This window comes from Paraburkholderia sp. RL17-347-BIC-D (assembly GCF_046027915.1).
Lineage (GTDB): Bacteria > Pseudomonadota > Gammaproteobacteria > Burkholderiales > Burkholderiaceae > Paraburkholderia.
The window spans coordinates 1-302 of record NZ_JARESS010000285.1; the positions used below are offsets into that span (position 1 = coordinate 1).

Below are 302 nucleotides of genomic sequence, written 5' to 3' on the forward strand. Positions count from 1 at the left end.
CGCGAGACCCGCTTCGAGTTGCGGCGCGTCGGCCAGCAGCACTTTGCTCACGCCGGCAATCTTCGCTGCCGCATCGGCCGCAGCTTGCGCGTTGTGACCCGCCACCAGCACGTGAATGTCACCACCAATCTTCTGCGCCGCTGCAATCGTGTTCAGCGTCGCGGCCTTGATCGACGCGTTGTCGTGTTCTGCAATTACCAGATTCGTCATTTCGTCCGTCTCCTTACAGCACCTTGGCTTCGGTCTTCAGCTTCTCGACCAGCGTCTTCACGTCCGGCACCTTCACACCGGCGGAGCGCTTC

1 protein-coding gene and 1 pseudogene are annotated in these 302 nt (G+C 61.6%); both read right to left on the reverse strand.

The features are described 5' to 3' along the window. Positions 1–210 (reverse strand): adenine nucleotide alpha hydrolase family protein (locus P0D96_RS48590; protein WP_459252718.1); only part of this gene is annotated, 210 nt, incomplete at its 3' end. 13 nt (positions 211–223) lie between these two features. Further along, positions 224–302 (reverse strand): annotated as a pseudogene (locus P0D96_RS48595) (electron transfer flavoprotein subunit beta/FixA family protein); the annotation flags it as partial.